Source organism: Robiginitalea sp. (genome assembly GCF_982776155.1).
In genome coordinates this window covers 74,265-97,545 of the sequence record NZ_CEXZKX010000005.1, presented here as the reverse complement: position 1 = coordinate 97,545, position 23,281 = coordinate 74,265, and the positions used below count along the sequence as shown (strand labels likewise).

At 56.5% G+C, this 23,281-nt stretch carries 21 protein-coding genes; 8 read left to right on the top strand and 13 right to left on the bottom strand.

Translation table 11 applies throughout. From position 1 onward, the window contains the following. Positions 1-22: 22 nt before the first annotated feature. Both kbl and AC3DKS_RS10010 read right to left on the bottom strand, forming a co-directional pair. Positions 23-1,216 carry a glycine C-acetyltransferase gene (gene kbl / locus AC3DKS_RS10015; protein ID WP_272606985.1) on the bottom strand — a complete coding sequence of 398 codons (1,194 nt, stop codon included), beginning with the start codon at positions 1,214-1,216 and terminating at the stop codon, positions 23-25. A gap of 2 nt (positions 1,217-1,218) precedes the next feature. Beyond that, positions 1,219-4,338: a UvrD-helicase domain-containing protein gene (locus AC3DKS_RS10010; protein ID WP_272606986.1), complete on the bottom strand. Its 3,120-nt coding sequence runs from the start codon at positions 4,336-4,338 to the stop codon at positions 1,219-1,221. 113 nt (positions 4,339-4,451) lie between these two features. Between AC3DKS_RS10010 and AC3DKS_RS10005 the strand changes: the two genes are divergently transcribed. After that, entirely contained in the window at positions 4,452-5,060 is a 609-nt protein-coding gene (locus AC3DKS_RS10005) for a superoxide dismutase (protein ID WP_041326975.1), read from the top strand. Between the two features lie 763 nt (positions 5,061-5,823). On the opposite strand, the gene AC3DKS_RS10000 is transcribed toward AC3DKS_RS10005, so the two are convergent. The 4 genes from AC3DKS_RS10000 to purN form a co-directional block, all read right to left on the bottom strand. Beyond that, entirely contained in the window at positions 5,824-7,722 is a 1,899-nt protein-coding gene (locus tag AC3DKS_RS10000; protein WP_015753488.1) for an amidophosphoribosyltransferase, read from the bottom strand. 38 nt (positions 7,723-7,760) lie between these two features. After that, the gene (locus AC3DKS_RS09995; RefSeq protein ID WP_015753489.1) at positions 7,761-8,687 is read right to left on the bottom strand and encodes a PfkB family carbohydrate kinase; all 927 of its coding nucleotides are present in this window, start codon (positions 8,685-8,687) and stop codon (positions 7,761-7,763) included. A gap of 105 nt (positions 8,688-8,792) precedes the next feature. Beyond that, entirely contained in the window at positions 8,793-9,428 is a 636-nt protein-coding gene (locus AC3DKS_RS09990) for a ribonuclease H family protein (RefSeq protein ID WP_272606987.1), read from the bottom strand. Continuing rightward, on the bottom strand, positions 9,421-9,999 hold the full coding sequence (gene purN / locus AC3DKS_RS09985) for a phosphoribosylglycinamide formyltransferase (protein WP_272606988.1): 579 nt from the start codon (positions 9,997-9,999) through the stop codon (positions 9,421-9,423). Before purN ends, AC3DKS_RS09990 begins: the two co-directional genes overlap by 8 nt. A 152-nt stretch (positions 10,000-10,151) precedes the next feature. Here purN and AC3DKS_RS09980 point away from each other — a divergent pair, with 152 nt between their 5' ends. The 5 genes from AC3DKS_RS09980 to pyk all read left to right on the top strand — a co-directional run bounded on the left by AC3DKS_RS09980 (position 10,152) and on the right by pyk (position 14,464). Further along, positions 10,152-10,385: an acyl carrier protein gene (locus tag AC3DKS_RS09980; protein ID WP_009778413.1), complete on the top strand. Its 234-nt coding sequence runs from the start codon at positions 10,152-10,154 to the stop codon at positions 10,383-10,385. A gap of 112 nt (positions 10,386-10,497) precedes the next feature. Continuing rightward, a complete protein-coding gene (gene fabF, locus AC3DKS_RS09975; protein WP_015753492.1) occupies positions 10,498-11,748 on the top strand; it encodes a beta-ketoacyl-ACP synthase II in 1,251 nt (416 codons plus the stop codon). A 7-nt stretch (positions 11,749-11,755) separates the two neighbouring features. Next, complete coding sequence (gene rnc / locus AC3DKS_RS09970) at positions 11,756-12,493, top strand: ribonuclease III (RefSeq protein WP_015753493.1); 738 nt, start codon at positions 11,756-11,758, stop codon at positions 12,491-12,493. A gap of 59 nt (positions 12,494-12,552) precedes the next feature. Beyond that, positions 12,553-13,014 (top strand): IPExxxVDY family protein, encoded by a 462-nt coding sequence (locus AC3DKS_RS09965; RefSeq protein ID WP_015753494.1) that lies wholly within the window; start codon positions 12,553-12,555, stop codon positions 13,012-13,014. A gap of 7 nt (positions 13,015-13,021) precedes the next feature. Next, positions 13,022-14,464: a pyruvate kinase gene (gene pyk, locus AC3DKS_RS09960; RefSeq protein WP_041326977.1), complete on the top strand. Its 1,443-nt coding sequence runs from the start codon at positions 13,022-13,024 to the stop codon at positions 14,462-14,464. An 88-nt stretch (positions 14,465-14,552) separates the two neighbouring features. Here the strand turns inward: pyk and dinB are convergent, their stop codons facing one another. After that, on the bottom strand, positions 14,553-15,653 hold the full coding sequence (gene dinB, locus AC3DKS_RS09955) for a DNA polymerase IV (RefSeq protein WP_015753496.1): 1,101 nt from the start codon (positions 15,651-15,653) through the stop codon (positions 14,553-14,555). Between the two features lie 65 nt (positions 15,654-15,718). Between dinB and AC3DKS_RS09950 the strand changes: the two genes are divergently transcribed. Then, on the top strand, positions 15,719-16,192 hold the full coding sequence (locus tag AC3DKS_RS09950; RefSeq protein WP_272606989.1) for a CYTH domain-containing protein: 474 nt from the start codon (positions 15,719-15,721) through the stop codon (positions 16,190-16,192). Then, positions 16,180-16,716: a YciI family protein gene (locus tag AC3DKS_RS09945; protein ID WP_272606990.1), complete on the top strand. Its 537-nt coding sequence runs from the start codon at positions 16,180-16,182 to the stop codon at positions 16,714-16,716. Before AC3DKS_RS09950 ends, AC3DKS_RS09945 begins: the two co-directional genes overlap by 13 nt. Here AC3DKS_RS09945 and pheS read toward each other — a convergent pair whose 3' ends face one another. From pheS to AC3DKS_RS09915, 6 genes are all read right to left on the bottom strand, one after another. Beyond that, positions 16,717-17,736: a phenylalanine--tRNA ligase subunit alpha gene (pheS, locus tag AC3DKS_RS09940; protein WP_015753499.1), complete on the bottom strand. Its 1,020-nt coding sequence runs from the start codon at positions 17,734-17,736 to the stop codon at positions 16,717-16,719. It abuts the gene before it with no gap. 117 nt (positions 17,737-17,853) lie between these two features. Then, positions 17,854-19,719 carry a SulP family inorganic anion transporter gene (locus AC3DKS_RS09935; RefSeq protein WP_272606991.1) on the bottom strand — a complete coding sequence of 622 codons (1,866 nt, stop codon included), beginning with the start codon at positions 19,717-19,719 and terminating at the stop codon, positions 17,854-17,856. A gap of 117 nt (positions 19,720-19,836) precedes the next feature. Then, positions 19,837-20,466: a carbonic anhydrase family protein gene (locus AC3DKS_RS09930; RefSeq protein WP_272606992.1), complete on the bottom strand. Its 630-nt coding sequence runs from the start codon at positions 20,464-20,466 to the stop codon at positions 19,837-19,839. A gap of 19 nt (positions 20,467-20,485) precedes the next feature. Further along, positions 20,486-22,069, bottom strand: a complete 1,584-nt coding sequence (locus tag AC3DKS_RS09925; protein WP_015753502.1) for a SulP family inorganic anion transporter — start codon at positions 22,067-22,069, stop codon at positions 20,486-20,488. A 73-nt stretch (positions 22,070-22,142) separates the two neighbouring features. Then, the gene (locus AC3DKS_RS09920) at positions 22,143-22,451 is read right to left on the bottom strand and encodes a hypothetical protein (RefSeq protein WP_015753503.1); all 309 of its coding nucleotides are present in this window, start codon (positions 22,449-22,451) and stop codon (positions 22,143-22,145) included. Positions 22,452-22,510: 59 nt separating this feature from the next. Beyond that, positions 22,511-23,281 (bottom strand): SH3 domain-containing protein, encoded by a 771-nt coding sequence (locus AC3DKS_RS09915; protein WP_041326978.1) that lies wholly within the window; start codon positions 23,279-23,281, stop codon positions 22,511-22,513.

Genomic DNA, 23,281 nt, shown 5'->3' with positions numbered 1-23,281 from the left:
AAATCGCCTGTCTTTACAGGGTTCAGATGACCCCGAGATCTCTGCCCACTTCCTTGAATGCCATGATGGCCCTGTCGAGGTGTTCGAGCTCGTGTGCAGCGGATAACTGGACCCGAATCCGGGCCTTCCCCTTGGGCACCACGGGATAGAAAAACCCGATCACATAGATGCCTTTTTCCAGCAGTCTTTCGGCCATTTCCTGGGACAGTTTCGCGTCGTAAAGCATCACCGGGACGATGGCGGACTCCCCGTCGATGATATCAAACCCGAGCGCCTTCATCCCTTTTTTGAAATACGCGGTATTCCGGTCCAGGGTTTTTTTCAGGGAATCGTCCCGGGACAACAGTTCGAACACCTTGATGGAGGCGCCGACGATGGCCGGTGCGAGGCTGTTGGAAAACAGATACGGCCGGGACCGCTGCCGGAGCATTTCGATTATTTCCTTTTTCCCGGTGGTGTACCCGCCCATGGCGCCCCCCAGCGCCTTGCCCAGGGTGCCGGTGATGATGTCGATGCGGCCGAGCACCCCTTTTTCCTCCAGGGTGCCGATGCCGGTCTCCCCGATAAAGCCGGTGGCATGGCATTCGTCGATCATCACCAGGGCATCGTATTTTTCGGCCAGGTCGCAGATCTCGTCCAGGGGGGCCAGCAGGCCGTCCATGGAGAAGACCCCGTCGGTGACGATGACCTTGAACCGGGCCCCGTCCTCCTGGGCCTTTTGGAGCTGTTCCTCCAGGGAGGCCATATCCGCATTGGCATACCGGTACCGCATGGCCTTGCAGAGGCGTACCCCGTCGATGATCGAGGCGTGGTTCAGCGAATCGGAAATGATGGCATCCTCAGGCCCGAGCAGCGGTTCGAATACCCCGCCGTTGGCGTCGAAGGCCGCCGCATATAATATGGTATCCTCGGTTCCGTAAAAATCCGCAATGGTCTGTTCCAGTTTTTTGTGGATGTCCTGGGTGCCGCAGATAAAGCGGACGGAAGACATCCCGAACCCGTGGCTGTCGAGCGTATCCTTGGCGGCGCGGACCACTTCCGGGTGGGCGGAGAGGCCCAGGTAGTTGTTGGCGCAGAAATTCAGCACTTCCTGCCCCGTGGAAATCCGGATCACAGGCCCTTGGGCACTTGTGATGACGCGCTCTTCCTTAAATAGCCCCGCCTGGCGGATGTCCTCCAGTTCGTTTTTCAGGTGTTCTTGTATTTTCCCGTACATAGTTAAAGGGTTTCTGTTTGGATTCCTTTGTCTGTGATGTAGACCAGCAGTGCCCGGTCGATTTTCAGCCCCATTTCTTCGATGGCGGAGGCGTAGCCCCGCAGCTGGTCCCGGTGTCCGGGGGCAGGCCGGGCGGTTTTGTAATCGATGATTACTGCCCTTCCCTCTTGAATTACCAACCGGTCCGGGCGCAAAATTACCTTATTTCGGAGAATGATGTCCCTTTCGTTGTAAATCTCTGCCCCTTCCTCAAAATACGGGGCGAGCTCCGGGTGGCGGACCACTTGTTCCAGCAGCCTGGCCAGGGACTCCTTTTCCTCTGCCGGCAGCAACCCCTCCCCGACAAGCCGCGGGATCACCCCGGGCAGGTCCGCTGCCGTACGGATCAGGCTCAGGGCCAGGTGGAGCGTATTCCCGTAGGCTGCAGCAGCTTCCTGGGCGCTGTCCCAAAGCCGGCCGGACCGCGTGACGACCCGGAGGCGCCCGGCATCCCTTGAAGAATATCCCAGGGGTAAGGGACTGCGTACCGGAAATTCGCGGTGTCCCGGGGCCGGGGCCGGGGATCCGAAGGTGTAGGTACAGGTGGCGTCCTCCCATTTTCCGGTAGCGCGGAGATAGCTGGCATACAGGTCGGTGTAACGGGCGGGTTCGCGGGTTTCCCCATCGGGCGCTTTCCCGGTCAGGACAAACAGGGCGTGGATGGCCCGCGTATGGGCCACGTAGAGGACATTGAAGGCGTCGAGCTCCAGTTTTTCCCGCTCCTCCCGGTAGCATGCTGCCGCCGCCGCCCCATAGTGCTCCACCTCCTTGCGGGAACTGATTTGCAGGTAGGAGAACCCGCAGAAACTCTCCGGGTCCACCGGGAGCCAGAGCTTCGGGTTCTTTCCCCCGTAAATCTGCGAATCCGCGAACGGGAAGATGACCACCGGGAACTCGAGACCCTTGGCACTGTGGATGGTCATCAGGCGGAGGGCATCCGGGTTTTCGGGGGCTGCGATACTCAGTTTGTCTTTTTTGCTGTCCCAGTATTCCAGGAAGGTCCCCGGGGAGACATCCCCGTTTCGGGAGGCATCCAGGGCGTGTTCCAGGAGTGCAAACAGGTAGGCGTCGGCAGCTCCCCCCAGGCGGAAGTTGCGGATGGCCTCCTCCAAAATATCATAGGCGGGCTTCAGCCGCATGACCCCCGGGTCAAAAGACCATTCCTGCACCAGCAATTCCCCGGTATCCCCGAGGTGGTTGCGGATCCACGCATGCGTGCCTGCCCCGGCGGGGGCCAGGAAGGAAAGTACGCCATAGGCGTGGTTCGGGTCGGACGGGTCCTGCAGGAGGCGGAGCAAATCTACCAGGAACCGGACCGTCGGATGGTTGGCGAGCAACAGGGTTTCCGAGGAGATAACCGGAATGCCTTCGGCCAGCAACCGGTCGGATAGCGCTACCCCGTCCTTCCGCCTCCGGGTCAGGACGCAGATGTCGCCCAGCCGGTACCCCTCCCCCCTGAGGCGCTCCAGGATTTCAACCGTTCGGTCCAGGTAAGCCGTTTCGCTGTCTGCTGCGTCGGGGTCCTGGAATTGAATCTCCACCCACCCGGGTTGACGGGAATGCGCCAGTTGGCGATTGCCATCGAGGAACAACCGGCTGTAGGCCTCATTGCTGAGCCGGGAACTGAGGACCGAGAAAAAGTCGTTGTTGAAGTCTACGATGGTTTGGGAGCTCCTGAAGTTTTTTTCAAGCGGTGCCCGGGTAGGGTCGATGGAGAACGGGTTGCCGGGGCCCTGTATCAGGCCCAGAAACTGTTCGGCTTTACCGCCGCGCCACCGGTAGATGGCTTGTTTAACGTCCCCGACGAGAACCAGCGAGCCGTGCCGGCCCTGCTGGTCTTCCCCTTCCAGGGCATTCCCGATTAGCGGAACCAGGTTTTTCCACTGCAGTTCCGAGGTGTCCTGAAATTCATCGATAAAGTAGTGTCGGTATTTTTCGCCCAACCGTTCGTATATGTAGGGAGCGGGCTGGCCGGCCAGTTCCTCGGCGATGATGCTGTTAAACCGCGCCACGGGAAGCAGGCTGTCCGCCTCCTGTATCCGCTGCAGTTCCAGTTGCAGCAACCCCAGGACCGTAAACGGCGCGCTATTCTGATAAGCATTGCTCAGGAAGGCGCGCTGGTAGATTCGCAAACGGATGGTTTCGAACTGCCGGGCAAATTCCGGGTGCAGCCCGTCCAGCAATGCTTTTGTGTCCTCCGGCGTCTTTTTGCTGTAAAGGGGCTTTTCGGCAAATTCCCGCTTCCACGCTGCGTCGAAATTCTGGTCAAAATCCCCGGCGTTGACCTTGCGGATAAAATCCGGGAAATAACCCCGGGAGAAGTCCAGGCGTTCCAGCTCGTTGTTTTCAATAACGCGGAGGATTTCGGAGGTAGTCCGGAGGAGGTCGGCTTCGCATTCGTCCCGCATGGCGGCCAGGCTTTCCCGGAGCCGGACAAAATCCGCCATTTCCTTTCCGCGGAAGGCACCCAGGTATTCCCGATGGTTTTCGTTGAAGAGCAACTTGCCCGTATCGGCCAGGTCCCTGGCGATATCCCAACTGCGGTCGTCGGCGGATTTTTCAAGGGCGTAGTCGATCAGTACGCGGGTGAGTGCCGGCGCTTCCCCAGCCTGCAGGATCAGGTTTTCCACGGCCTGTTCCAGCAGCGCATCCGTATCCAGGACGACTTCAAAATTGGCCGGCAGTTGCAGGTCGCGGGCAAAAGTCCGGAGGATGCGGTGGTTGAACCGGTCGATGGTGGACACGTCGAAGAAGGCGTAATTGTGCAGGATTTCCTGCAGCACCCGCCCGGATCGTCGGGCGAGCGTTTCCCGGTCGGTCCCCAATTCGTCCTGGAGGTCCCGGAACAAGGCAGGCCGGCCGGCTTCGTCCCGGACGCCCGCAAAGGCTTCCAGGCTGTCGAGGATGCGGTTTTTTAATTCCCCTACCGCTTTATTGGTGAAAGTGATGGCGAGGATCTCCCGGAAGGGTTGCCCGCCCTGGCCGGAAAGCAACAGCTTCAGGTATTCCCGGGTAAGCGTATAGGTCTTGCCGGACCCGGCCGAGGCACTGTATATCCGGAATGCTTCCCCTGGTGGCGTCATACCCTGCAAAATAAGCAATACCGTGAGGTTCTTAACAAATAATTAGCGGAAAGTGTTTGTTAAAATCCTTAGTTTTGGTAGACAACTAGTTTTAACATTAAACCTGAACACATATGGCATTTCAACTTCCGAATTTACCCTATGCGTACGATGCGCTCGAACCGCATATCGACGCGCGTACCATGGAAATCCACCATACGAAACACCACAACGGTTATACGACCAAATTAAACAACGCCATCGAAGGAACCGACCTGGACGGGAAGTCCATCGAGGACATTCTCAAAAACCTGGACATGGGCAACGGAGCCGTCCGCAATAACGGCGGCGGCTACTTCAACCACTCCCTGTTTTGGGAAATCCTCTCCCCGGATGGTGGCGGAAAGCCTTCGGGCGACCTCGCCTCGGCCATCGACGACGCTTTTGGGTCATTCGATAAGTTCAAAGAGGCGTTCAGCAATGCGGCAGCTACCCGGTTCGGGTCGGGATGGGCCTGGCTGTGCGTCCACCCGGGAGGTAAAGTGGAGGTTTGCTCCAGCCCCAATCAGGATAATCCCCTCATGCCCGGTGTGGGATGCGGCGGTTACCCCATTTTGGGCATCGACGTCTGGGAGCACGCCTACTACCTGAATTACCAGAACCGGCGCCCCGACTACATCGAGGCATTTTTCAACCTGATCAACTGGAGCAAGGTGTCTGAAAATTTTGCCGCACATAAATAAGGTCCCCGTCAAGTGACTGAGCCCCGGTATTATGCCGGGGTTTTTTTATGGCTTATCGCGAAATACGGTGAAAATATGCGAGGGATATACAGGGAGGAAAACGGGTGCGGACGGGAAACAGAAAAGGGCAGAGAAACTCCACCCTTTTCATCCCAAATCTTACCATAAACTTAACCTACTTATGCTATGGCAAGTACTAAATTACTGGGATAAAGAGAAATAACAAAGAAAATTGGTAAATATTTAAGGCTTATCCAGCCGGCGGCCGTGCTCTTTTGCCTCGAAATTCGGGGTGTGGAAGGGTAAATGGCTGTACATCAATATAAAAAAGGCAAGGTGTTACCCTTGCCTTTTTCCCCAAATCTTACCATGAACTTAACCTACTTATGCTATGGTCCTACGAATGTAAGCCATGGGTTTTCCATGCAAAAATCATTCGGATGAACGCCGCTTAAAACCGTTGAAATGCACGCCGGGTTGTAGCTTCTTACGAGGGAGGTATGCACGCCTTGGACATCGTGCGAACTTTCTCCCAGGAGGTACCCCCGGGAGGCGGTTGGGGAAAATAAAAAAGGTGGATAAGAATCCACCTTTTTTGCCCCAAATCTTACCATGAACTTAACCTACTTATGCTATGGCAATCCTAAAGTACAGGGGTTCCCTGCCGGAATCGGAAAAACCCGATATTCTGCACATATTATCGATGAAATGCACAAAATTGTGCATTTCATCGATTTTTTCCTTTTACCGCCGGGGGCGTTTTTTAGTAAGCGCGCTGGTTTTTTCCCTCGTGGAAATTGACGAATGCCTGGTTTACCACCCGGTTGCCGCCGGGGGTCGGGTAGTCTCCGGTAAAATACCAATCGCCCAGGTTGTCCGGGCAGGCTTTGTGCAGGTTGCTGATGGTCTGGTAGATGATCTGAACTTCCGCCCGGATCTCGGGAGGGCTGAGCAATTCGGCAATCTTGTCGGATAATTCCTGAGTCCTGAACGGGGCGTAGAATTCCTTGACATGGTTAACGGCTTCCCGTTCCGGATTGGCCAGTTGCTCCTTGCATTTTTCGTAGATGCTGTCCACGACGTCCATGCTTCCCCTTTCCCGGTGCAGCTCCAGGGCAGCCCTGAAGGCGATGAAGTCCTCGAGTTTGGCCATGTCGATACCGTAACAATCCGGGTAACGGATCTGCGGGGCGGAGGATATCACGATAATTTTTCGGGGTCCCAGCCTATCGAGGATCCGCAGGATGCTCTTTTTCAGGGTGGTCCCCCGCACGATGCTGTCGTCGATTATTGCCAGGTAGTCGCCCTTGTTCACGGAGCCATAGGAAATATCGTATACGTGGGCCACCAGATCGTCCCGGCTGCTGTCCTGGGTAATAAAGGTCCGGAGTTTGGCATCTTTGATGGCCACTTTCTCAATGCGCGGGCGCACCTCCAGGATGTTGTGCAGCTCCTCGCTGGTGATATCGGGGCCCAGGGCGAGGATTTGTTCCTCTTTTTTCTTGTTCAGGTAATTCTGGGCCTCCCGGAGCATCCCCAGGAAGGAGGTTTCCGCTGTATTCGGGATATATGAGAAAACCGTGTGCTTGATGTCGTGGTCAATGGCTTCGAGGATCTGCGGAAAGAGGAGTTTCCCGAGTTCCTTCCGCTCCTGGTAGATTTCTTTGTCGTTGCCCCTTGAAAAATAGATGCGTTCAAAGGAACAGGCTTTTCGCTCCCGGGGTTCCTGGATCTGCCGGATGCGTACATCCCCGTCTTTTTTGACGATGATGGCGTGGCCCGGCGGCAGTTCCTGAACCTCCTCATAGGCCGTGTTGAAAACCGTCTGGATGGCCGGCCGTTCGGATGCAACCACCACCACTTCGTCGTCGGCATAATGGTAGACGGGACGGATCCCGGAAGGGTCCCTCAGGACAAAGGCGTCGCCGTGGCCTAGCAGCCCGGCCATCGCATAGCCGCCGTCCCAGTTCTTGGAGGACTTCCGCAATATCTTGGACACCTTCAGGCGTTCGGCAATCATGGGCGAAGCTTCCATCTTGGTGTATCCCTCCTTCTTGATCTGCTTGTAGATCTTTGCCACCGCATCGTCCAGAAAATGCCCGATCTTCTCCATAACGGTAACCGTGTCGGCCAGTTCCTTGGGGTGCTGCCCGAGTTGCACCAGGTTGTCGAACAGTTCGTTGACGTTGGTCATGTTGAAATTGCCGGCGACGATCAGGTTCCGGTGCATCCAGTTGTTCTGCCGGAGGAACGGGTGGACGCTTTCGATGCTGTTCTTCCCAAAAGTTCCGTATCGCACATGGCCCAGGAGCAGTTCGCCCACGTAGGGGATGTTCCGTTTCTGCCACGCGACGTCATTGACGGCTTCCGGGTGCTCCTTTAGGGAGGTATTGATCCGGGCGTTGATCTGGTCGAAGATATCCTGGATGGGCTGGGACGCATTGGACCGTACGCGGCTCATATAGCGCTCCCCGGGGCGCATGTCGAGTTTGATGCTGGCGAAGCCCGCCCCGTCCTGCCCGCGGTTGTGCTGCTTCTCCATCATGAGGTACATTTTATTTACCCCATAAAAGGCCGAGCCGTATTTTTCCTGGTAGTATTCCAGGGGTTTGAGGAGGCGAATGAGGGAAATCCCGCATTCGTGCTTGATGGCGTCACTCATATGCTCGCAAAATTAATAAAAGCCCGCATACCGGGCCATTATTTAACTTCTATATCAAACTGGGTCAGTTCCCTGAACCGCTCCAGCCTTTGGTCGATGTCCTGTGGCCGGAGTTGGATCAGCCGTTCCGTGCCAAAACGCTCCACGCAGAACGACGCCAGGTTGGATCCGTGGATCACCGCGTTGCGCAGGTTGTTGAAGGAGATGTTTTGTGTCTGTGCCAGGTACCCGGTAAAGCCTCCGGCAAAGGTGTCGCCTGCACCCGTCGGGTCAAAGATCTCCTCCAGGGGCAGGGCCGGGGCAAAAAAGATCCGGCTGTCGTTAAAGAGCAACGCGCCGTTTTCCCCTTTTTTGATCACCACGTAGCGCGGTCCCATTTCGTGGATGGCCTCGGCTGCCTTTACCAGGGAATACTCCCCGCTGAGCTGGCGGGCCTCCTCGTCGTTGATGGTGATGACATCTACCTTCCCAATGACTTGCAGCAGGGTATCCAAGGTGTTGTCCATCCAGTAATTCATCGTGTCGAGCACGGTGAGCTTCGGCCGGGAATCCATCTGGCCGATGACGCTCAGCTGAATGTCCGGGTGCAGGTTGCCCAGCATAACGATATCCGCATCCCGGTAGGCTTCCGGGACCACGGGTTGGAAATCCGCCATCACGTTCAGTTCGGTAACCAGGGTATCCCGCATGTTCAGGTCGTTGTGGTACCGGCCGCTCCAGAAAAAGGTTTTGCCGCCGGGCACCACTTCAATGCCGCTGACGTCGATGCCCCGCTCGCGCAGCAGGTCCAGGTAGCTGGCCGGGAAATCCTCCCCGACCACGGAGACGATGGCGCTGTCCGCACGGTAGTGGGAGGCGGCCAGGCCGATAAAGGGGGCGGCCCCCCCGAGTATTTTATCCGTTTTTCCGAAGGGGGTTTCGATGGCGTCGAATGCCACTGAACCCACGATCAATAATTTCCCCATAGGGTGTCTGTGCAATTTTGCTGCAAATATACGCTTTTGGGGCGCGACAGCTCCCCGGGGGGCGGGGGAATCTCGGGAAGCCGGGGCGAATCCGGGAAAAAGGGGCTATTTCCGCCCGAAGTCGGCGGGGATTTCCCCCCAGGCACGGGTTTCCCATTTTACCACAGGGGTCTCGTAGGAGTTGGTCTCCAGCCAGTGCACCGCGCGACGGACCATGTCGAAGAGGTCCCGGTTGGTTTCGGTTTCCTCCAGTTTCGTATTGCATTTTTTCTTTCGCACCCAGCTCATCGCCGTCCGCGAATCCGAATAGATGATGCGGTTGCTGCCCTGTTTCTTGAGGTAGGCCAGGGCGTGGACGATGGCCAGGAATTCCCCGATGTTATTGGTGCCCTGCCGGAAGGGGCCCTGGTGGAACAGGCGCTTCCCCGTCCGGGTATCCACCCCCTGGTACTCCATGACCCCGGGATTGCCGCTGGAGGCGGCGTCCACGGAAATCGAATTCAGGTTGGGCCGGCCAACCCGGGCCAGTTGTTCCGGAGAAACGCCTTTGGCCCGTTTCTTCCTGGCAACGGCTTCCCGGTATCCGGCGCGGTAAGCCATTTCGGCCTGCCCGCGGGAAGGGAACCCCATATACTGGGCTCCCTTTTCCCCCTGGATTTGTTTTTTACAGGCCTCCCAGCTCGTATAGACCCCGGGTTTCTTGCCTTTCCATACCACGTAGAACTTATTTTTCTCAGCCATGGCCTGGAAATAACACAGATTCGACGGCCTTTGGGAAGTACTCGTATTCGAGCGCATGCACTTTTTCGGCTACCGATTCCGGAGTATCCCCGGAGGTAACCGGGATCTCCCGCTGCATGATGACAGCCCCCTCGTCATAGGCCTCGTTGACGTAATGCACGGTAATGCCGGTGCGCTTCGCCCCGTCCTGCACCACGGCCCGATGCACATGCATCCCGTACATCCCCTTGCCCCCGTAGGCAGGCAGCAGGGCCGGATGGATATTGATGATGGCGTCGGGGAATGCCCGGACAACCTCCCCCGGGACCTTCCACAAAAAGCCCGCGAGTACAATCAGGTCCGGGTCAAAGGAGCGCAGCACCCCCACGAACCCGCCGGGATCCTCAAAGGCGGCCCGGTTAAAACCGTAGAACGGGAGCCCCAGGCGCTTACACCTTTCAACCACCCCGGCCTGCAGGTTGTTGCCCAGCACGGCCCGGATCCGGACCCGGGGGTCGCGTTCGAAATATTTCGTAAGATTCTCTGCGTTGGAGCCTGAACCCGAGGCAAATAAAATGATGTTTTTAGGCATTGGGGATGTTGTATTCAGCGCCTGGAATTTGCGATAAAAGTACTATAGCTATTGGATTTATCGCTAATTTGGAGTACATTTTATCGGGATTTAAGGTATTTAATCCAAAGTTTTATATTTTTGCCAACAATTTAAATTTAAAACCAAACAATATGTCAGACATTGCATCAAGAGTAAAAGCTATCATTGTTGATAAGCTGGGTGTTGACGAAAATGAGGTGGTTGCTGAAGCAAGCTTTACCAACGACCTGGGGGCGGATTCCTTGGATACGGTAGAGTTGATAATGGAATTTGAAAAGGAATTTGATATCCAGATCCCTGACGATCAAGCAGAAAATATTGCTACTGTAGGCCAGGCTATTAGCTACATCGAGGAGGCCAAGTAGGTACATGATATTCAATCAATCGAATTGAAATTATCCATGTGGTAATCGGGCTGCATGGATAATTTTTTTTAATTTACACCAGGGTTACACAGCAGACAAACAGATTCCTTTCATGCAATTAAGACGAGTAGTAGTTACCGGTCTGGGAGCCCTTACCCCCATTGGCAACAGCAAAGACGCATATTGGGAAGGCCTGAAGAATGGCAAAAGCGGATGTGCTCCCATCACCTATTTCGATACAGAAAAGTTCAAGACCAAGTTCGCCTGCGAATTGAAGGGGTACGACCCCATGGAGTTTTTTGATCGCAAGGAGGTCCGCAAACTGGATCCCTTTGCGCAATACGCCCTGGTCTGTTCTGACGAGGCGATTGCGGATGCCGGGCTGGACCTGGATTCGGTAGACAAATTCCGGGTAGGCGTTATCTGGGGTGCCGGGATCGGCGGGCTGGAGACCTTCCAGACCGAAGTCCTCAACTTCGCCGAAGGAGATGGCACGCCGAGGTTTAACCCGTTTTTTATCCCCAAGATGATTGCGGATATCGCCCCGGGGAATATTTCCATCAAGCACGGGTTTATGGGGCCGAACTACACCACTGTTTCGGCCTGTGCGAGTTCGGCCAACGCGATGATCGATGCGCTGAACTACATCCGCCTGGGCCACTGCGATGTGGTCGTCACCGGCGGGAGCGAGGCGGCTGTAACCATTGCGGGAATGGGCGGTTTCAATGCCATGCATGCCCTGTCCACGCGCAACGACAGTCCCGAGACGGCTTCGCGCCCCTTCGATGCAACCCGTGACGGGTTTGTGCTGGGGGAAGGCGGCGGGTCCTTAATCCTCGAGGATTACGAACACGCCAAGGCCCGCGGTGCCAAAATCTACGCTGAGGTGGTCGGCGGCGGACTGAGCAGCGATGCCTACCACATGACAGCCCCCCATCCGGACGGCATCGGGGTGGTACGGGTTATGGAGAACTGCCTGCGGGACGCCGGGATTTCCCCGGAAGAAGTGGACGCCATCAATACGCACGGGACCTCCACCCCCCTCGGGGACGTGGCGGAGCTCAAGGCAATTTCCCAGGTATTCGGGGAGCATGCGCCGAAAATGAACATCAATTCCACCAAATCCATGACCGGCCACCTGCTTGGGGCCGCCGGGGCTATTGAGGCCATCGCCTCCATCCTGGCCATGGAACACGGGATTGTCCCCCCGACCATCAACCACTCGGTGGTGGACGAGAATATCGACCCGAAGCTCAATCTGACACTCAACAAAGCACAAAAACGGGATGTGCAGGTGGCAATGAGCAACACCTTCGGGTTTGGCGGGCACAATGCCTGCGTATTGTTCAAGAAAATAAGCTGAACCCCGTATGACATTTCCCGGCAACATCTTTAATTCCCATCCTAAGGAGGATGGGGATTTTTTTTTGGGGATCAGCCGGATCCTGGGGTTCAAGCCGAAAAGCCTGGAGGTTTATAAGCGCGCATTCCTCCACCGGTCGGTCAACAAGAAAGATAAGAACGGGCACCCGATGAATTATGAACGGCTTGAATTCCTGGGGGATTCCATGCTGGGGACCATCATCTCCAAGCACCTGTACAATGAAGTACCCGCCGGGGATGAGGGCTACCTCACCAAGATGCGCTCCAAGATCGTCAGCCGGAAACACCTGAACGAACTGGGCAAGGACCTCGGGTTGCTGAACTTTGTCGAAAGCCGGATTCCCAAGGCCCACTTTGGGGAGAACATCCACGGCAACGTCTTTGAAGCACTGGTCGGGGCCATCTACCTGGACCGGGGGTACAAGTACTGTGAAAAGTTTATCCAGAGCCGGGTGATTGAGCCCTATGTGGATATCGAACAACTCGAAGGCCAGGTAATCAGCTACAAGAGCCTGGTGATTGAATGGTGCCAGAAGCAGAAAAAGGAATTTGAATTTGAGGTATATGAGGATACGGGCAACGACCCGGTGAAGCATTTTGCAGTCAAATTGCATATCGACGGCCGCATCCTGGCCAAGGCCCGCGCCACCTCCAAGAAGAAAGCGGAAGAAAAGGCATCGCGACGTGCATTCTTTGCACTCCAGAATAAAATGGACAGCGAATAGGCCCTGAACTAGGTGGATTCGGGCAGAACCGTTATATTTACGATTCGTCAAAAACCGGAATGGGCGCAACGCTGAACATTTGGGAAGACCTGTTGCAGGACACTACTTTCGGCCTTTTCGCAATCCACAGCCAGTTAGAGGACTACGCCCTGGCATACGCGCTGAATCAGGCGTGTTCCATCAAGCTGCGGCGCCTGCGGGAGGATCTGGAATTGGACCGACAGGTGAATTTTCCCCTGTTCCAGTACAAGGACGAAGCGAACCAGCGGGAGTGGACCCTGGTGCGCAATTCAGGCATCAGCACGGGTGCCGGGCCGGCAGCGGGCCTGTTCCCGGATGAACCCAGCCACAGGCGTCATTACCTGATCCCGGAAAAAAAGGAAGTGGACTACTTCCTGAAACTCGACGGGGAGGACGGGGAACAAAAGCTGGTTGCCAGACTGCTTTCGGTCGAAAAAATTATCACAGCCTACCGCCTGGAGGCTTCAGAACTGAAATCCAAACAGAACCTAATTTTCTAGAACAGATATGCCAAGCCATAAAAAGACGAAAATAGTGGCCACCCTCGGCCCGGCCACCAGCGACAAGGAAGTCCTTCGCCGGATGATCGAAGCCGGAGTGGACGTTTTCCGCATAAATTTCTCCCATGCCAATTACGAGGATGTCGGCAACCGGATCCGGATGATCCGGGAGCTCAGTGAAGAACTCGGCCTCTACACGGCAATCCTTGCCGACCTGCAGGGCCCCAAGCTCCGCGTGGGCGTGATGTCCGGAGAGGTGGTGGTAGCCCCCGGGGACGAAATCCTCTTCAAGACCGGGAAACCCTTTGAAGGCACGGCCGAGGAGGTGTACATGAATTACGAGAATTTCCCGAGGGACGTCAAGCCCGGGGAACGCATCCTCCTGGACGACGGGAAACTGATATTTGAAATCCTCGAGACCAACGGGAAGGACAGCGTCAAGGCGAAGGTCATCCAGGGCGGGCCGCTCAAGTCCAAGAAGGGGGTCAACCTGCCGAACACGAACATTTCCCTGCCGGCGCTGACCGAAAAGGACATCAAGGATGCTGAGTTTGCCATCTCCCAGGACGTGGACTGGATGGCCCTGTCTTTCGTGCGCCACAGCCAGGACCTGATGGACCTCCAGGAGCTGATCAACAAGCACTCGGAACACAAAATCCCGATCATCGCCAAGATTGAGAAACCGGAGGCCGTGGACAACATCGACAAGATCGTCGCTTACTGCGACGGCCTGATGGTTGCCCGGGGAGACCTGGGCGTGGAGGTCCCGGCCCAGGAGGTTCCGCTGATTCAGAAACGGCTGGTGCTCCGCGCCAAAAAAGCGCGTATCCCCGTGATTATCGCCACCCAGATGATGGAGACGATGATCACCAGCCTGACCCCGACCCGGGCCGAGGTAAACGATGTGGCGAATTCCGTTATGGACGGTGCCGATGCGGTGATGCTCTCCGGGGAAACCTCGGTGGGGAATTACCCGGTACAGGTTATTGAACGGATGTCGAGTATCCTGAAAAGCGTGGAGAGCTCGGAACTCATCAAAGTCCCACACGACCCGCCCCACGTCCGTACCAAACGATATATCACCAAGAGCGTCTGCTACCACGCGGCGCTGATGGCAAACGAAATCAAGGCGAAGGCAATATCCACGCTGACCAACAGCGGGTATACCGCCTTCCAGATTTCCGCCTGGCGCCCGGGCGCGCATATCCTGGTATTCACCTCGAACAAGCGGATACTGTCCCAGCTGAACCTGCTCTGGGGAGTCAAGGCATTTTACTACGACCGGTTTGTGTCCACGGACGAGACCATCGAAGACGTCAACAAGATCGCCTGCCAGAAGGGATACCTGGAAGCCGGCGACATGCTCATCAGCCTGGCGGCCATGCCGATCAAGGACAAAGGGATGGTCAATACGCTGCGGGTTACCGAGATCGACAGTTGTAATTTCTGATCCGGCCACCGTGCCCCCAGGGCCTGCCTACGTGTTCGTGCCCAGGGGGCTCTTCCCGCGTTCGTGCCCACAAGGCCCGCCCCTGCGTTTAAAATTCAAACTTTAATTGTACGGAAACCGAATCCTCCCCGGATTCGGTTTTCTCTTTTTCCGTATCCAGGTTCGACAGGGAGATCCCCAACAGGCGTACGGAGTTCTCAAGGGGTTGCTGGTAGAGGAGGTCCCGGGCTGCCGCCAGGATACGTTCGGGAGAATCGATGTACTCCGCCAGCGTGCGGCTTCGGGTTTGCAGGCTGAAATCGCTGTACCGGATCTTCAGGGTAATCGTTTTACCCGAACGGTTGCGGGTCCTTAGTCGGCGGCTGAGCTCTTCTGCAATCTTCGTCAGTTTTTCAACCATAAATACTTCACTGCTAAGGTTTTCGCTGAAAGTCCGCTCCGCCCCCAGCGATTTCGGGACCCTGCTGGGCTGCACGGGGCTGTCGTGTACCCCCCGGACCACCCGGTAGTAGTGGTGCCCGCTCTTGCCGAAATGGCCGGTGAGGAAATGTTCACTTTGCCTGCGAAGGTCGGCACCGGTAAAGATCCCCAGGGCATTCATTTTTTCGGCCGTCACCTTTCCCACGCCGTGGAATTTCCGAATCTCCAGGGATTCCAGGAATTCCTGTACGTCTTCCGGGGGGACGGTTTTCTGTCCGTTGGGCTTGTTGAAATCGCTGGCGACCTTGGCGATAAATTTATTGACGGAGATCCCGGCGGAGGCGGTCAGGCCGGTTTCCTCCAGGATGCGCCTGCGGATTTCGCGGGCGATCAGCGTAGCGGAAGGCATCCCCTTGCGGTTGGCCGTCACGTCCAGGTACGCCTCGTCCAGGGAGAGGGGCTCCACCAGGTCCGTGTATTCCAGGAAGATTCCCCGGATTTGACGGGACACCTCCCGGTAGCGATCGAACCGGGGCTTGACAAACACGAGCTCCGGGCAGAGGCGCCGGGCCTGTACCCCGCTCATGGCAGAACGGACGCCGAATGTACGCGCCTCGTAACTCGCCGCAGCCACCACCCCCCGTTTGGCTCCCCCGCCCACTGCAATGGGACGGCCGCGGAGTTCCGGTTGGTCGCGCTGTTCCACGGAGGCAAAAAAGGCGTCCATGTCGATGTGGATGATCTTTCGCAATTCCCGCGATTCTTCCATACGCAAATTTACGGTATATTTAACCGGAAGGGGCCTGGCAGCGGGTTGCGAACCGATACGAATTCATGCTTGAGATTGAACGAAAATTCCTGGTGGTATCCGGGGCGTACAGGGACCACGCCACCTCACGCAGGGAAATGGTACAGGGGTTCTTAAGCACGGATCCTGAGCGGACCATCCGGGTGAGGCGCTCCGGCGAAAAGGCCTGGATTACCATCAAGGGCCTGACCACGCAGGCGGGGACTACCCGCCAGGAATGGGAATACGAGATTCCTCCCGGGGATGCCGAATCGCTGCTGGCACTGTGCACGGATACCCCGATCCGCAAAACCCGGTACGAGGTGCCCTCCGGGCGCCACGTGTTTGAAGTGGATGAATTCCGGGATGCAAACGCCGGCCTGGTCCTGGCAGAGGTGGAACTCGCAAGTGCCGATGAAGATTTTTCCAGGCCCGAATGGCTTGGGGAGGAGGTAACCGGCAATCCGGCTTATTACAATTCGCAATTAAGTATCAAACCCTATAGCACATGGAACGATTGATATACGGAGCCGGCATCTTTATGCTGGCCATAGCACTGAGCGCCTGCGGCGAACAATCCCCCAACACGCCTGCGGATTCGCCCGGATTACCGGAATCGCCGTCCGGGGAACCCGCTGCGGGGACGAGTAGGGAAAAAAGCTTCGGGGAACTGCGGGAAAACCTGGTTTCCGAAGGGTACCAGGTATTTGATTACGTCGATGAGAAAACCGGGGATACCGTACTGATGCAGCAGTATTTCATGGCCTTCCTGAAACGGGGCGGTTCCCGTTCGCAGAGCCAGGAGGAGGCAGACAGCCTGCAGCAGTTGCACCTGGCCCATCTGGGGCGTATGTACGAATTGGGATACGCGGATATTTCCGGGCCATTCGGGGATGACGGGGACATCCGGGGCGTGACCATCTACAACGTGCCAACCCTGGAAATGGCGGATTCCCTGGCCCGATTGGATCCGGCTGTCCGCGCCGGCCGGCTCGAAATTGAAATCCACCCCTGGTGGGCGGCTAAAGGATTCCCCCTTCGCTGATCAGCGCAGGCTCCGGAACTGGCGCAGGAAGCGGACATCGTTTTCGCTGAGCAGGCGGATATCCGGGATCTGGTGGAGCAGGAGCGCAATGCGGTCGATACCCATGCCGAAGGCAAACCCGGAATACGTCTTGGAATCGATGCCGCAGTTCTCCAGTACGTTCGGGTCTACCATCCCGCAGCCCATGATTTCCAGCCATCCGGTGCCTTTGGTCATCCGGTAGTCCGTCTCGGTTTCAAGCCCCCAGTACACATCTACTTCCGCACTGGGTTCGGTAAACGGGAAATAGGAGGGACGCAGGCGGATTTTGGATTTGCCGAAGAGGGCGGTGGTAAAATAGCGGAGGGTTTGCTTCAGGTCTGCAAAGGAAACCCCCTTGTCGATATACAGGCCTTCAACCTGGTGAAAAAAGCAATGCGAACGCGCAGAAATGGCCTCGTTTCGGTAAACCCGGCCGGGCGAAATGGTCCGGATGGGCGGTTTGTTGTTTTCCATGTAGCGCACCTGAACCGACGAGGTGTGTGTCCGCAGGAGGATGTCCGGGTCGGTCTGGATAAAAAAGGTGTCCTGCATATCCCGGGCCGGGTGGTATTCCGGCAGGTTCAGGGCGGTGAAGTTGTGCCAGTCGTCTTCGATTTCCGGGCCTTCCGACACGGTAAACCCAATCTGGGAAAAGATATCGATAATCCGGTATTTCACCTGTGAAATCGGGTGCCTGGAGCCCACTTCCAGGGGCTTCCCGGGGCGGGTGAGGTCGCCGTAGCGCGTTTCGGCTTGCTTCCCGGCTTCCAGGGCCTCCCGCAGGGCGTCCACCTTTTCCGCAGCTGCATTTTTCAGCTGGTTTACGGTTTGGCCGAATTCCCGCTTTTCGGACGCAGGCACGTTTTTCAGTTCCGCAAAAAAAGCGGTTAGCAACCCCTTTTTGCCGAGGTATTTGATGCGAAACGCTTCGATGGCTTCCGGGGTGTCCGCCTGGAATTCCCGTACTGTTTCCAGATGTTCTTTCAGTTGGTCGATCATGCTGCTCGATGCACGGACGCGGCAAGCGTCCAGGGTTTTAAAGCAGGGACAAAGGTAAACAATTCCGGCAACCGGAAAGGCATTTCACCCTTCAAAACGCCCCGGGCGGATACCCGATCAAACGGTATCCGGGATATTCTCCCGCACCCAGGCCACACAGGCCCTGAAGGATTCAAAAATATGCTCCTCCGGCACGAGGTCCGGGATGATGTCGATTCGCGACATCATATACCGCGGCTGATCCTGGATGTCCACGAACAGGGGGATGACCTGCTTTCTCTGCAATTCCTGCAGCACGTCTTCCATGGCGTAGAGGCCGGACTGGTCCATGTATTGCATCCTCCCGAGGCGGAGGATCACCGCCTGGGCTGTGGGGGGTATCTGGTCGGCCAGGCTCTGGAAATCGCTGGTGGTCCCGAAGAACAACGGCCCCTTGATATGCTTGATAAACACCTCTTCCCGGAGTTTTACAGGAAAGGCACCTTCGTCCGGCCAGGCCTTTTCATCGTTGAGGGATTTCACGTCCGACCGCTGGGCCGTCAGGTCGCCGATTTTTTTCATGAACATCAGGGAGGCGATCACCAGGCCGATACCCACTGCATACACGAGGTTCCAGAAGGTGGACAACACGAGTACCACCAGCATGACAATCACCTCGGAACTCAGCTTGACGGGCCCCAGGGTAATATCCTTGGGCAGGCTGGGGATGGCGCGGAGGCCCTTGTAGTCCATCACGGCAATCCCTACGGTAATCAGAATCCCCGCCAGGACGGCTGCCGGGATCTGGGAGGCAATAGGCCCGAGGGCCAGCAGGACCACCAGCAAAAGGATGCCGGCAATCATCCCGGAGAGGCGCGTTTTACCCCCGGAATTGATGTTCACAACGGTCCGGATGGTGGCGCCGGCCCCAGGGAGGCCGCCGAATACGGCCGCGATGCTGTTGCCAATCCCCTGGCCCACCAGTTCCTTGTTGGGTTTGTGTTTGGTCTTGGTCATGTTGTCGGCCACCACCGAGGTCAAGAGGGAGTCGATGGCCCCCAGCAAGGCGAGCGTCAGCGCAGTAAAAACATAGGGGGTAATGGTGCCGAGCCGGAATTCCGTGAGGATTTCCAGATTCGGGATGGGGAAGCCTTCGGGGATTTGTTCGATGGGCCGGTAGTCCAGGCCCAGGCCCACGGCAGCACCCGAGACCACCAGGAGGGACACCAGGGTACTGGGGACGGCGGTGGTAATCCGTTTGAACCCGTAGATGATAAAGATGGTCGCCAGGGCCAGGGCTACTTCCAGCCAGTTGATGTTGTTCAGTGCCCGATCCATGACCCGCAGGGCGCCGATTACCCCGCTGGCCTCTTTGGCCGCGAGGGTGGCGGATTCCTTCCGGATGGCTGCTTCGGTGATTTCATCGGCCCGGTTGATGGTTTCTTCGAAATTCTCGAGTACGAGGATACCTTCCCCCGCTTCTTCTTTCAGGATATTTTCGAGGAGAAGCTCTTCTGCCTGAGGCTTGAATCGGCTTACAAATTCTTCGTCCTCCTTGGGGTAATATCCCAGGGCAGGGAGGATCTGGGTGACGATGATAATTACTCCGATAGCCGTCATAAAGCCCGAAACAACCGGGTAGGGGATATACCGGATATATTTGCCCAGCCCTACTAGGCCGAGGCCGATCTGCATCAGCCCGGCGAGCAGGAATACCGTGAGGATGGCGGGCATGGCCTGTTCCACGCTCCCGTCGTTGACGGCGATGATACTGGCGATGATCACCATGCTCACCGCGGTCATTGGAGCGGTGGGCCCGGATATCTGCGTGGGGGTCCCCCCGAAAAGGGCTGCGAAAAAGCTGATGAAAATAGCCCCGTAGAGGCCGGCACTCGGCCCGAGCCCGGAGCTGACCCCAAAGGCCAGGGCCAGGGGAAGGGCGACGATCCCGGCGGTGATTCCCCCGAACAGGTCTCCCCTGAAATGGGCAAAAAGTTGCTTCATGGTTGCGGTTGCTTGTGGCACCAGAAGATACAAACAAAAAACTGAAAAAGCCGGCGCGCAAGTGCGTGCCGGCTTTTTTCGTTGGGGGTTCCTGTCCCCGGGGAATCAGGCCCGGGATTACTCGTAAAACGTCACAGCCCCGTTGCTGATGTCGTACATGGCGCCGACAATGGCAATCTCGCCGTCGCTCTCCATTTCGCTGAGGATCTTGCTCTGCTCCCGGATCTGGTCGATGGCCATTTTGACGTTGACCTCGGATACGGCGTCCACGAATTCCAGGTTCTTGGAGTTCCGCAGGGATTCGTCCTGGGGTTCTTTTACCGCAGCGACTGCCGGTTCGATCTTGTTGATCAGCGTGGTCAGGTGACCGAGGCGCGCGTGGTCGCAGGCCCCTTTTACGGCCCCGCAACTCGTGTGGCCGAGAACCACCAGCAATTTGGTTCCTGCCAGTTTGCAGGCAAATTCCATACTTCCCAGAATGTCCTGGTTGATAAAATTGCCGGCGATGCGAATGCTGAAGATATCCCCCAGGCCCTGGTCGAATACGAGCTCGGCGGATACCCGGGAATCGATGCAACTCAGGATGGTGGCAAACGGGAACTGGCCTTCTGCCGTATCGTTGACCTGTTCGAGCAGGTTGCGGTTGGCTTTCAGGTTTTGTTGAAACCGCTGGTTGCCCTCCTTGAGGAATTGCAATGCCTTATCAGGCGTCATGGTTGCCTGGGTTTCTTTAGTATGTGCTTTCATGTGATAATTGTTTAGGTTCTTATGCAGTTTTCTTGGGGCGGAGGTTGAAAAATTCCAGGTAGCTCGGCGGATTGTGAGCTTCGCCCCGCTCGGAAATCAGCAGGATGTCGATGTTCCGGTTTTTCGCTTTCAGCGCGAAATCGTCCAGGATTTCGATGATGTCGTTGTCCAGGTAACGGGTTTTACGCACATCCAGTTCAAGATAGGTGTTTTCCGGCAGACTGTCCAGTTCCTTGAGGATAGCGCCCTTGTTGATAAACGTAACTTCCTCGGCCAGGGTCATTTTTACCCGGTGCTTCCCGTTGTCTTTCTCCTGGATATGCAAGAAGTGGGAATTCTGGTAGCTCTTGATCAGGATCACGACGATGCCGACTCCCAGTCCGAGTCCGATCCCGATCAGCAGGTCGGTGAAGATAATCCCCACCACGGTAACTACAAACGGGACGAATTGTTTCCAGCCCTTGATGTACATCTCCTTGAAAAGCGAAGGTTTGGCCAGTTTATAACCCACCAGGAAAAGGATGGCTGCCAGCACGGACAGCGGGATCATGTTGAGCAATGTCGGAATCAGGATCACCGAGATCAGCAGGAAAAAGCCGTGCATGATGGCGGCCAGTTTGGTCTTCCCGCCGGACTGGATATTGGCCGAACTCCTGACGATTACCTGGGTGATGGGCAAGCCGCCAACGAGGCCGGAAAGCATATTCCCGGTTCCCTGTGCCAGCAACTCGCGGTTGGTGGGGGTTACGCGTTTCTCGGGGTCGAGTTTATCCGTGGCTTCCACGCAGAGGAGGGTCTCCAGGCTGGCCACCAGGGCAATGGTAAAGGCGGTAACCCAGATTTCCGGCCGGCCGATGACCGCAAAATTCGGGAAGCTGAACTGGGAGACAAAAGATGCAGCATCCTCGGGAACGGGAACGCTCACCAGGTGTTCGGGGGCGATAGCGAGGAGCTCGTTGCCCTGGGTGAAAACATAAAAAAGGATTCCGACAACCACGGCCACCAGGGGCCCCTGTATCAATTGGAATATTTTGGCCTTCTTGGAGAGTACTTTCTCCCAGAGGATCAGGATGCCCAGGCCGATAAGTGCGATGATGGTCGCTCCCGGGGAGATATTGTTCAGGGCGTTGAACACCTCGGAGAAGGTGTTTTCCCCGTCTACCTGAAAGAAGGCAAAATCCCCTTCCGGATCTGAATCGTATCCGAAGAAGTGCGGAATCTGTTTCAGGACGATGATAATCCCGATACCGGTGAGCATTCCTTTAATAACGGAAGAAGGAAAATAATAGCCGATGATCCCGGCGCGCAAAACGCCGAAGAGAATCTGGATGGCGCCGCCCAGGACGACGGCTACCAGGAAGTTTTCCCACCCCCCCAGGGCCCCGATGGCCGTGAGGACGATGGCGGCAAGCCCGGCTGCCGGGCCGCTGACCCCAATGTGGGAGCCGCTGAGCGCGCCGACGACGATTCCCCCGATGATCCCGGCAATCAGTCCGGAGAACAGGGGGGCCCCGCTGGCCAGGGCAATCCCGAGACATAGCGGGATAGCCACAAAAAAGACGACGATACTTGCAGGAAGATCCTGCTTGATATGTTTAAACATGGAAGAACGAATTGATTCCGCAGACCCGGTTACCGGGGCGCGGAGATTAGTAAGCTGTTATTAATTGGCGTAATCAGGCGTACAACTGTACTTCGGGGGGTGGCAGGAGGATTTCCCCGATAAAATCGGATTCGTCACAGGTGGAACTAAACCCCGGACGGGGAATGGAATATGCCCAATTTTCGGAATAGGGCATGAGGTTGTGAATGATCAGTTTTTCTTCGAGGGGATCTACCTTAACGGTTTTTCCAGACTCTTCCTCGGCAGTATTCATGGTAATCGCGATGGTCTCCTCGGATTGATATAGCCAGGCCAGGGGCGAACCGATAATGGACAGCGCCCAGAAACCCAGGATTGCTATAAGAAATGGCTTGGATGGCATACGCGTATTGGTTGCCGCAAAAATAAGAAAGTATACGGAACCGTCCTGTTAACTAAATTTTAAAAGTCTTTCAGCAAACGGAGGGCTTCAGCGGGCATCCAGCCGGTCTGCCCGTCTTCCAGTTCAATTTTTCGCCAGTCTGCCAGGGAGTCGCGCACCTGAACTTTGGTTCCCTCGTGCAGCTGAAAAGCGGTCTCCGACCCCCGGTTGGGCTCGGTCCGGACCGCAACTTCCCCGGCAAAGATTATGGCCGGCTGGTCCTGCAGGTAAGCCCGGTGCTGGAGGTATGCCAGGGTCGTGGATGCGGTGGCCAGCAGCAGGAACAGCAGCCCGGCCAGCAGGGCTATCCGTTTTTTGTTCGGGCTCGACAACTGATAAAAGGCCAGAGAACCGAGGACAAACAAGATCATAAAAGCGATCCCCAGGTAGGCCCACTGGTCGATGCCAAACCGGTAGAGCAGGCTTTCGTATGCGCGGGAAATTTCGGTTTGCGGGAGCGGCTGGATGGCATCGAGGGTCATGTTCTGCGCAAAGGCGAGGTTGTTCCGAATCTCCGGGTCCGCGGGGTCCAGGAGCAGCGCTTTTTCATAGTAGTAGATACTCGGGGCGATTTCCCCCATTTTGTAGTACGCGTTCCCCAGGTTGTAATAGAGGGCGGCGGAATGCCGGTTGTCCCCGAGGATCGCTTCGTAATAGCCGACGGCCTCCTCGTATGCCCCTTCGTTGTAAGCCTCCGTGGCTTTATGGAAAAGGGAATCCGCCTGCGACCACCCGAGCGGGGCGGCCAGGAGCATCAGGAGCAAGATGGGTATCCTATGTATCCGCTTCAT